The 10,793-nt window shown below is 39.8% G+C and carries 11 protein-coding genes; 6 read left to right on the top strand and 5 right to left on the bottom strand.

Annotation, left to right across the window (positions count from 1 at the left end):
- Window positions 1–141: 141 nt before the first annotated feature.
- The 5 genes from ubiG (at window position 142) to yfaE (ending at window position 5,759) form a co-directional block, all read left to right on the top strand.
- Entirely contained in the window at window positions 142–852 is a 711-nt protein-coding gene (gene ubiG, locus Q0791_RS23060) for a bifunctional 2-polyprenyl-6-hydroxyphenol methylase/3-demethylubiquinol 3-O-methyltransferase UbiG (protein ID WP_299011559.1), read from the top strand.
- Window positions 845–1,561, top strand: coding sequence for an HAD-IA family hydrolase (locus tag Q0791_RS23055; protein WP_299011557.1), 717 nt, complete (start codon window positions 845–847; stop codon window positions 1,559–1,561). The genes ubiG and Q0791_RS23055 overlap by 8 nt, the downstream gene beginning before the upstream one ends.
- A 417-nt stretch (window positions 1,562–1,978) precedes the next feature.
- Window positions 1,979–4,267, top strand: a complete 2,289-nt coding sequence (gene nrdA / locus Q0791_RS23050) for a class 1a ribonucleoside-diphosphate reductase subunit alpha (protein ID WP_299011555.1) — start codon at window positions 1,979–1,981, stop codon at window positions 4,265–4,267.
- A gap of 75 nt (window positions 4,268–4,342) precedes the next feature.
- The gene (gene nrdB / locus Q0791_RS23045) at window positions 4,343–5,473 is read left to right on the top strand and encodes a class Ia ribonucleoside-diphosphate reductase subunit beta (protein ID WP_299011553.1); all 1,131 of its coding nucleotides are present in this window, start codon (window positions 4,343–4,345) and stop codon (window positions 5,471–5,473) included.
- Complete coding sequence (gene yfaE, locus Q0791_RS23040; protein ID WP_299011551.1) at window positions 5,442–5,759, top strand: class I ribonucleotide reductase maintenance protein YfaE; 318 nt, start codon at window positions 5,442–5,444, stop codon at window positions 5,757–5,759. The genes nrdB and yfaE overlap by 32 nt, the downstream gene beginning before the upstream one ends.
- A gap of 81 nt (window positions 5,760–5,840) precedes the next feature.
- Here the strand turns inward: yfaE and Q0791_RS23035 are convergent, their stop codons facing one another.
- Window positions 5,841–6,824: an XdhC family protein gene (locus tag Q0791_RS23035; RefSeq protein WP_299011550.1), complete on the bottom strand. Its 984-nt coding sequence runs from the start codon at window positions 6,822–6,824 to the stop codon at window positions 5,841–5,843.
- Between the two features lie 617 nt (window positions 6,825–7,441).
- Between Q0791_RS23035 and Q0791_RS23030 the strand changes: the two genes are divergently transcribed.
- Window positions 7,442–7,774, top strand: coding sequence for a cytochrome c (locus Q0791_RS23030; RefSeq protein ID WP_299011549.1), 333 nt, complete (start codon window positions 7,442–7,444; stop codon window positions 7,772–7,774).
- 69 nt (window positions 7,775–7,843) lie between these two features.
- On the opposite strand, the gene metA is transcribed toward Q0791_RS23030, so the two are convergent.
- From metA to Q0791_RS23010, 4 genes are all read right to left on the bottom strand, one after another.
- Window positions 7,844–8,791 carry a homoserine O-succinyltransferase gene (gene metA, locus Q0791_RS23025; RefSeq protein WP_299011548.1) on the bottom strand — a complete coding sequence of 316 codons (948 nt, stop codon included), beginning with the start codon at window positions 8,789–8,791 and terminating at the stop codon, window positions 7,844–7,846.
- A gap of 63 nt (window positions 8,792–8,854) precedes the next feature.
- Window positions 8,855–9,256: a YbaY family lipoprotein gene (locus Q0791_RS23020; protein WP_299011547.1), complete on the bottom strand. Its 402-nt coding sequence runs from the start codon at window positions 9,254–9,256 to the stop codon at window positions 8,855–8,857.
- Between the two features lie 177 nt (window positions 9,257–9,433).
- Window positions 9,434–9,952, bottom strand: coding sequence for a sugar O-acetyltransferase (locus tag Q0791_RS23015; protein ID WP_299011546.1), 519 nt, complete (start codon window positions 9,950–9,952; stop codon window positions 9,434–9,436).
- A 137-nt stretch (window positions 9,953–10,089) separates the two neighbouring features.
- Window positions 10,090–10,647: a hypothetical protein gene (locus Q0791_RS23010; protein WP_299011545.1), complete on the bottom strand. Its 558-nt coding sequence runs from the start codon at window positions 10,645–10,647 to the stop codon at window positions 10,090–10,092.
- Between the last annotated feature and the right edge of the window lie 146 nt (window positions 10,648–10,793).

Here is a 10,793-nt window from a genome sequence, read left to right as displayed (position 1 = left end):
AACTTGGCTCACTTCACAATCAGTATTCATTGTTTATGAGCCAGAAAAGTGGGGATCCCTCAGTCACGGGTATATTACCTTTGTTAATCATCACTAATAACGATAAACTAATCGAAAACATTGGTAATTAAAGGTATAAACGTGCAACACAACACAAATGTCGATCCTGAAGAAATTGCAAAATTTGAGAAAATGGCATCATCTTGGTGGGATCCACAAGGAGAGTTCAAACCACTCCATAAACTCAACCCCCTTAGACTCAACTATATTGATCAAACCGCAGGAGGGATTTTTGGTATGCGGGTACTCGATGTCGGTTGCGGAGGCGGCATTTTATCCGAAAGTATGGCTAAATTGGGGGCAAAAGTTGATGGGCTCGATATGGGAGAAGAACCTTTAGAGATCGCCCGCCTGCATGCATTAGCAGCAAAAGTTAATATCAACTATATTAAAAGCACAGCTGAAGCCCATAGAGACAATCATCAGGAAAGCTATGATGTGGTAACGTGTATGGAAATGTTAGAACATGTACCTGATCCCAGCTCAGTCATTCAAGCATGCTCCGATATGGTCAAACCCGGTGGTTATGTGTTCTTTTCCACCATTAACCGTAATATGATGGCCTATCTCCAAACCATTATAGGTGCAGAGTACCTATTAAAAATGCTGCCTATCGGTACTCATGATCACAAAAAATTTATTAAACCATCGGAATTAATTGCACTGGCAGAACAGGCACAGCTTCAATGCACTGATGCAACGGGTATCACGTATAACCCTCTAACCGGTCTATTTAAATATACCCAAAAACTTGATGTCAATTACATGATAGCGACAGTCAAAAATGACTAATACAGCAACCTCTTCTATATTAGAAATCCATTCAGCACCCTCTCACTCACCCTTCATTAAAGGCGTTTTATTTGATCTTGATGGTACCCTCGCCGACACCGCTCCCGATTTAGTCGCCGCACTTAACCTCAGCCTAAAGGAGTTTGGTTACCCACAATACAGTTTAGAAAGAATGCGGCCTTTCGCTTCTCATGGCAGTTTTGCCTTAGTCAACGCGGTGCTACCTAGCTTATCTTGTGACAAAAAAACAAAAATACAACAAAGGTTATTACACCATTACCACTCTATTAATGGTGATAATACGAAAATATTTGATGGGCTCGATGCCGTGCTTTCATTATTAGACCATAAGAATATTCCTTATGGCATTGTCACCAATAAAGCCGCGCGATTTGCAAGACCATTGCTGGATGCATTAAAGTTAACTCAACGTATGCGTACTATTATCAGTGGTGATAGCACGCTTAAGTCTAAACCTCACACTGCACCTATGTGGCTTGCAGCTCAGCAGATGGGCTGCGCACCCCACAGTATTTTATATATCGGAGATGCAGAGCGTGATCTTATTGCTGCTGAAAATGCCAATATGATCGGTGCCGTCGCACTTTGGGGTTATATCAGCCAGACTGATACCCCCAATGACTGGCCTGCTCAGTACTATTTTGAAGCTGGAAAATCATTTGAGAAATGGTTAAATGAACAACTTTAACACACAGCCACATGGCCAATGAAAACTGTCCTTGAATAAGGATCCGCCAGTCACGTTCTGATCTTTACATTTGATGCGAAGCGTTCAATTTTCAGTCGTTAAAATTTTACTTATATAAAAACAAGCCTCAAAGGGTTAGCCATTACTAACTGAGGCTATTATCCTCAAGATATCCACAACTTGTGCCCAAAATTCTCACTTGCAAAATAGCCCAAACCGCACTATCTTGTATTCAATAAATCACAAAACACCATATATTGTGTGTAGGTAACATTTGCAGGCACGATAAGGCCCCTAGTGTCAAGTAAAGAAATTAATCCCAATTTTATCAGTCATTATTTGATTTTGATATGAACACCTATTGCGATCTTAACGGGATCGCTAACATGAATATAAAGAACCAAGGCCCCACTATTAATGAATAGCAATTTGACAGTCACCAAGCGTAGCGGTGAACGTGAGACGATCGATCTCGACAAAATCCACCGTGTGATCACTTGGGCAGCGAAAGGACTCAACAATGTCTCTGTTTCTGAAGTAGAGCTGAGATCACATTTACAATTTTTTGATGGGATTCCCACAGAAGCAATTCATGAAACCATCATTAAAGCCGCCGCAGATTTGATTTCGCCCGAATCTCCCGATTATCAATTCTTAGCTGCTCGACTTGCTATTTTTCATTTACGTAAAAAAGCCTTTGGTCAATTTGAGCCGCCCACACTTGAAACCCATATTAAGAAACTTGTCGATATCGGCAAATATGATGCGCATTTACTCGAAGACTACTCCAGTGAGGAGTTGACTTTACTCGATAGCTTTATCGATCATTGGCGTGACATGGATTTTTCTTATGCCGCCGTGAAACAACTGGAAGGTAAATACTTAGTCCAAAACCGCGTGACGAATGAAGTTTATGAAAGCGCACAATTTTTATATATTTTAGTCGCCGCAAGTTTATTTGCTAAGTATCCAAAAGAGACTCGCCTCAATTACATCAAAGATTTCTACGATGCGACATCTAAATTTAAAATTTCATTGCCTACCCCTATCATGGCGGGTGTGCGCACCCCTACGCGTCAATTTAGCTCTTGTGTGCTCATTGAATGTGATGATAGCTTAGACTCTATCAATGCCACCTCTTCTTCTATCGTAAAATACGTCAGTCAGCGTGCGGGAATAGGTATTAATGCCGGTCGTATTCGAGCATTAGGCAGCCCTATTCGAGGAGGAGAAGCTTTTCATACCGGTTGTATTCCTTTTTACAAGCATTTCCAAACCGCTGTTAAATCTTGCTCTCAAGGCGGTGTACGTGGTGGCGCAGCCACGCTTTTCTACCCAATTTGGCATTTGGAAGTCGAATCTCTACTGGTACTTAAAAATAACCGAGGTGTAGAAGATAACCGCATCCGTCATTTAGACTACGGTGTACAAATTAACAAACTCATGTATCAGCGCATGATTAAAGGTGGCGTGATCAGTTTATTTAGCCCATCTGATGTTCTAGGTCTTTATGATGCTTTTTTTGAAAACCAAGATGAGTTCGAACGTTTATATCTGCAATATGAACAAGATAATAGTATTCGAAAAACACAAGTCAACGCCATTGAACTCTTTTCTTTAATGATGCAAGAGCGTGCTTCAACAGGCCGTATTTATATTCAAAACGTTGATCACTGTAATACTCATAGTCCATTTGATGCACAAGTGGCGCCAATCAGACAATCTAATTTATGTCTTGAGATTGCCTTACCCACTAAGCCACTGAATAACATCAACGATCCTGAAGGTGAAATTGCGCTATGTACCCTCTCAGCGATTAACTTAGGGGCCATTGATTCCCTTGATGAAATTGAACCTTTAGCCGAGCTAGCCGTACGTGCTCTAGATAACTTGCTCGATTATCAAGATTATCCCATTGAAGCTGCCCGTTCAGCCTCAATGAATCGCCGCACCTTAGGAATAGGCGTCATCAACTTTGCTAATTATTTAGCGAAAAATGGCGTGAAATATTCCGATGGTTCAGCCAACGGGTTGACTCACAGAACCTTTGAAGCCATTCAATACTATTTATTAAAAGCCTCTATGACAGTGGCAAAAGAACAAGGTGCATGTCCTTTGTTCCATGAAACCACCTACTCACAAGGTATTTTACCCATTGATACCTACAAACGTGATCTTGACAACATCTGTGATGAGCCGCTACACCTTGATTGGGAATCACTGCGTCAAGACATCAAAGCACATGGACTGCGTAATTCCACGTTATCAGCATTAATGCCTTCTGAGACCTCTTCTCAAATCTCTAATGCCACTAATGGTATTGAACCACCACGAGGACTTATCAGCGTTAAAGCTAGTAAAGATGGCCAATTAAAACAAGTCGTTCCTGATCTCGATATCCTGAAAGACAAGTATGAATTGCTATGGCAAATGCCAAATAACCAAGGTTACTTACAACTAGTCGGTTTAATGCAAAAATTTGTGGATCAAGCCATTTCTGCCAATACTAATTATGATCCATTACGATTTGACGATAATAAAGTCCCTATGCAAGTGCTGTTAAAAGATTTATTGTCGGCTTACAAGTTGGGCCTTAAAACCTTGTACTACCATAACACCCGTGATGGTGCCTCTGATCAACATGATGATATCGTCAGTGTTGAAGAGGAAGATGATGGCTGTGCTGGCGGCGCATGTAAGATATAATCAATTTATCGCTGCATTACTCAGTTAACTATATAATAGGGGCATAACGCCCCTATCTTTTGGAAATCGAAAATCATGGCCTATTCAACTTTTTGTCAAACTCCTAACGATGCTAGTCGTGAACCTATGTTTATGGGGCAATCGGTCAACGTTGCACGTTACGACCAACAAAAATATGAAGTCTTTGAAAAACTTATAGAAAAACAATTATCTTTTTTCTGGCGCCCAGAAGAAGTCGATGTCAGTAAAGACAAAATTGACTATGCCGCATTGCCAGAGCATGAAAAACACATTTTTATTTCCAACTTAAAATACCAAACGCTACTAGACTCTATTCAAGGTCGCTCACCCAATGTGGCTTTTTTACCTTTAGTGTCACTACCAGAGCTTGAAACTTGGATTGAAACTTGGTCATTTTCAGAAACGATCCATTCACGCTCTTATACTCACATCATACGTAATATTGTTAATGAGCCATCAAGTGTCTTTGATGACATTGTCGTCAATGAGGAAATTTTAAAGCGCGCATCTGATATTGCCCATTACTATGATGATCTTATCGCCCTCACCCAAGCCTACAACCTACTGGGTGAAGGTACACATACAATCCAAGGCGAGACACGTATTGTTAATCAAAGAGCAATCAAAAAAGCCCTGTATTTATGTATGGTCTCAGTTAATGTACTTGAAGCCATTCGCTTTTATGTGAGTTTTGCCTGCTCTTTTGCCTTTGCCGAAAGAAATGTAATGGAAGGTAATGCCAAAATTATTCGATTAATCGCCCGTGATGAAGCATTGCACCTTAATAGTACTCAGCACATTTTAAAGTTGATGGCAGCAGGGAAAGATGATCCTGAAATGGGCGAAATTGCCAGTGAATGTGAACAGCAAGCTTATGATATTTTTGTTAAAGCCGCTGAACAAGAAAAAGATTGGGCGGAGTACTTATTTAAAGATGGCTCTATGATTGGCCTTAATGAACAAATACTGTGTCAATATGTTGAATACATTACCAATGAACGTATGAAAGCCATTAATCTCACTCCGGCTTATGAAGAGCGCTCAAATCCACTGCCTTGGATGAAAACTTGGTTAGAAAGCGATTCAGTACAAGTCGCCCCTCAAGAAGTTGAAGTATCATCATACCTTGTCGGGCAAATCGATGCGTCGGTGGATGGCTCTGAGTTCCTCGACTTTGACCTATAAGCATCGTTATCAGAAGGCTGCAATCGTCAGCCTTCAAGGTGAACCTAGCTTGCTATATACTCATCAAGAGTCAAATAGCTTGCTAGAAGCCTTAGAGCAAAAAAACATCAGGATATTTTCAGAATGTCGTAGTGGATTTTGCGGTGCCTGTAAAACCAAGGTTATCAATGGCAAAGTCTATTATATAACCGAGCCTTTGGCGCACCTTGACAAAGGTGAATGCTTACCTTGCTGTTGCGTACCCGATGGTGATCTCGATTTAGACTTAAGCAAAAACGCCTCTTAAATTTTATTCGCTAATAACATCAATCTTATTGATGTTATTCTATTCACTTTATCGCTAACTCCATAAACTGAATATCGGCAGCTAAAGCGCATCAAGGGAAATATGATTTTTAACTCGGATCACATCAGCCATGATGGCAATAGCAATTTCTACCGGGGTTTTACTACCAATATTTAATCCAATGGGCGCATGTAACCGCGTTAAGTCTGAGGAAGACAAATCACACACACGTTTCAGCCTTTCTTCTCGAGCAATACTGGTTCTTTTTGACCCCATGGCACCAAGATAAAAAGCCTTGGATTCAAAGGCACTCATCAGCCCCAAATCATCAATTCGAGGATCATGGGCTAACGCTAAAACGGCCGTTCTTCGGTCAGCAAGTTTATCCACTAAAATATCAGGAGAAATCCAAGTGACATCGACTCCGCCCTTTTCAGCGGTATAGGTCCAACTCGACTCAAATTGTTTTCTCATATCACACACATGCACTTCATAGCCTGCCATGATAGCTAATTGAGCCACACTCATTCCCACCTGACTGATCCCAAGTATGATGCACTTCCAAACTTGCTCATAATGCACCTCAATCCGATCTGGGCTTTCAACCACAGGCAAGCAAGCTTGCTCTGTGGTTAACTCAATATGCATTCCATCACATTGAAGTTGAACATGGCGCACGTAAGCAAAATGGGATTGTGCCCACTGCAACCATTGTTCTAAATGAGCGAAAACCTGAGCAGAGGGGCGTAAACATTCCACTAATAAGCGGATCCTGCCACCACAAGGTAACTCAGCTGCAATCGCTTCCCCTTGTAGATGATCGCCATATGAAAATATTGAAGCCGAACGATGAAAATCACCATCATTTAACATTTCAATAAAAGCATCTTCTAAACATCCGCCAGAGATAGAGCCTCGCCTTAAATGACCATCTGTCACAAACAATGCACCAACAGGACGAGGGGCAGAACCATAAGTCTTTAATATCGTACATAACCAAATGGTTTTATCTTGATATAACCAATCTAATGCGGTTTTTAATACGGTAATATCCGTCAATTGCATCCAACTTACCTTTATTATTATTTTTATCACACTTACTGATATTTAAATATTCAATATCAAAAACTTAATTGAAAGCCACTTTGCTGCTATACCTCACAGAATGAATCAATAAAGCGGTATGTATTCTCGAAAAAATGAATAAGATCCACACAACGACTCACAAAGTCCTTTTATTCCAATACTAAATCCCCCCCATTGTACCATCTATTCTACTTTTAGATCACAAATTCAATATTAAAAAACAGATGAGAGACATTAATGATGATAGTGCAACCCTTTATATAATAAGGAATTGAGCGTTTTATGATGGATTTTTTTAAAATAGCCATGAATGTCCGCATTTACATTAATCTCTTTAAATGTTAAAAAATAAACATTCATGTAGCAACTGGCGATAACAGCAAGCACATTTATCGCCGTTCAGAAGGATTCTGTGAAGGGTTAGTATTCCAATGCGGTTGGTGTACTTCAACATGATGAATCACTCGACAATAAAGAGATATGACAAATCTACAAGGAGTGATTTTCCTTACTATGATTCACTTAACAATTCAATTTTCATCACGGTATTCACGCAGTAATACTGACCGTGTAAAACTCGTCAAAAAGGAAGAGCAATGAATCGTAACCTTATGTTAGCTGCTGCCGCATTAATTACAGCAACATCCGCAACAGCAGAAGAAGCCAAAGCAGGCGCTCCTGATATTGAAGCGGGTAAAACCAAAGCCACCACTATTTGTGTCGCCTGCCACGGTGTGACAGGCAAAGCCATCATGCCTATCTATCCCAATATCGGCGGGCAAAACGAAGCTTATTTAATTTCTTCATTAAAAGCGTATAAAGCAGGTGAGCGTAAGGGAGGGCAAGCCGCTGCCATGGAGCCTATGGCAAAAATGCTAAGCGAGCAAGATATTATTAATCTAGCTGCTTATTATTCATCTCAAAAATAAGCTTTAATATGCTTCCTCAATATCATAAGAGGAAGCATAAATTTTCATCAAACTCAACATTTCATACTTTCAACTTTTATTCGCCGACCTTGGTAAATCATGACTAATTTTCGAAAGATCATACGGCGTTAATTGATAAACATAATAATTTAACCAATTACTGATCAATAAATTACCATGGCCATACCATCTTGCAATCGGCTTATTACTGGGATCATTATTCAGATAATAATTTTGAGGTTGATCCGGCGCAATGCCCTCTTTCAAATCACGTTGATATTCTTCATCTAAAGTAAATTTTTGATATTCAGGATGCCCCATGACAAATAAATTACGGTTATCTTGGCTTAACACCATGTAGGCTCCCGCCTCACTGGATTCCGTTAATACATTTAAATCAGGGTGCGCTTTAAGCTCATCCACATCCATTTCAGCGTAACGTGAATGTGGCGCAAAGAACTCATCGTCAAATCCTCTTAATAAAGGATAATGCCGTCCCGTTCGTTGATGTAAATAAACCCCTGAACGCTTTTTTTTGAGCACATGCCGATGCAATCCATATAAATGATAAAGGGCAGCATGAGCCGCCCAACATAAAAACAATACCGACGTCACATGCTGCTGAGACCAATCGATAATATCACGAATATGATCCCAATAGCTCACCTCTTCAAAAGGCAACAAACCTAAAGGGGCTCCCGTGATCATTAAACCATCATAGTTTTTATGCCTAATATCTTCAAAATCGCGATAAAAATTTTCCATATGCTCAATTGACGTATGTTTAGAGGTTTTGTCATGAATACGCAACAAATCAACATCAACTTGCAGAGGTGTATTACCTAATAATCGAAGTAACTGGGTTTCTGTTTCAATCTTATTGGGCATGAGATTTAAAATAAGGACCTTCATAGGTCTAATATCTTGATTTTTTGCCCTAGTTTCTGACATAGTGAAAATATTTTCTGATCCTAGTACTTCTGCAGCAGGAAGATCATCAGGTATTTTTACCGGCATACTGCGCCTCTATTTCATATTTGATAAGCCAATTACCCAGCCAGCAAATAGACTCACTCTCAATTATTCACTGACTTTTTCAAGCATAATGAGTAAAGGCTCGTTAGAATAAGGATCAATTTTAATCGCATTTATATTCATAAACATCAGCTTATCTTTATACTTCACATAGGCCCTAATGATATCCATATGACCTTCTACCAGCTCTTCCCGAGGCACTGTAAAAGAAAAGCGAGCGGGCAAAGTGGCATTCTCTCGATTAAGCTCATCCAAAATAACCGCAGGTTGAGAGCGATCCGTGATATCTTTTAGCTTCACGGTTAAAACTGCTGCATCCGGTAAACGCACCGGCGCTTGATAACTCACTATGCCATCAATAACTACATATTCATCAGGTGTTGCACAAGCCATTAATAAAAATGGAGAAACGATAAAAATAAATACTTTCTTTAAGCTTAACATCATGCTCTTGACTCCATTATACATAAGGACGTTTAGATGTCTACACGTCTAATACTTCATAAAGATGAGTATTATTCATGTTCATGAAGTATAGCCAACCTCTCAATAAAATAGTGTCACATCTGTGTCAATCCACATAAATGAACGTCAAGCTGAACAACAACCACAACCGTTAATGAATTAAATAGTCTTTACTTTTACCGCAGGGTGGCCCACATATAAACTGTTAGCCTCAACATCACTGGTCACGACACTCCCCGCCCCGACAACGCTATTATCTCCCACAGTCACGCCAGGAGAAATAATCACCCCCGCCGCTAGCCATACATTATTTCCAATACTCACATTCTGAGCATAACTGCCTTTTTTCAATCTTACCTCGGGATCCACATCATGGGTCACTGCCAATATCTGAACATTCGGTCCAATTAAGGTATCATGACCAATACTCACTCGACCTGCGTCTAAAATAGTACAATTAATATTGATGAATACACGATCGCCTATTTCAATAAAATGCCCATAATCACAATAAAAGCCTGCCTCAATAAACACACTCTCTCCGCAATGAGCAAACAGTGTTTTCAGACGTTTTAAATTCCCTTTACTCGGACTACGGGAGAATTGGCGACATATCTCGTGAGCCATTTGTCTGCTTTGTGACATTTCACGAGACAAACTATCAAAATGTCTTTTCATTAATGCTCTTCTGCTTAACCTAAATTAAGCCCATAATATAAAAACCTTTCTTTTGAGACCAGTACCGAATAGGAAAACAGACCGCTCTTTTGGCAATAGGCGCAATCGCTGTCTCCGTTTCGATTCATTGACACTGGCTATGATGGTAATTGATAAATGGCTTTTGTTCTGCTATTGATGGGTCTTAAATTTTTAACCGTAACAGGAACAATCGTCGATAGCCCCTCTTGAGATCTGAGTCCTGTTTCAAGTGCGAAAAATTTATGAGGCAATTTCTTACACATTTCAGTATTGATTTGACCTTGCATGATTGAATTCGCTTTATATCGCCATTCACTGATATGTTGATAACCTTGACGTTCTGCTAAAAAACGTAAAATGGTTTCATAAGGTTCAATAGCAACCCTTCTCATCGAAGGATAAGACTCATAGAATATCGTCATGAATAACTGATAGCCCATAGGAGAAATGAAGTTATCAAATCCAATGTTCGTCTCGGCATAATGCCTTAATAAAAAGCGCCTTGGCTCTATGGCAAAAAAACCAACCAGTAAATCGCCAGTATTAAAAGCAGGTAAAGAAGTCACATTCACTTGAAACTGATTAATATAACCCTCTTTGAAAGGCACTTTAACAATACGCAACAAACCACAACCAATCAATTGTTCGCCCGTTGCGTCATAAACCAGTCCCATATGAGAAAATACTATTTCATCCTTTCCACCTAAAATTCTGTCTTTCCAAGAGGCTAAATCTCTACCTTGAAAACCTTAGGTGTCCCCTTATATAAAGCAGCCACATCAAGGGTTTTGAGGTAAAATACTCCAAACAACCATAATAA

This window comes from uncultured Shewanella sp. (assembly GCF_947495455.1).
Lineage (GTDB): Bacteria > Pseudomonadota > Gammaproteobacteria > Enterobacterales > Shewanellaceae > Shewanella.
This window is presented reverse-complemented; position numbering and strand designations above follow the sequence as displayed.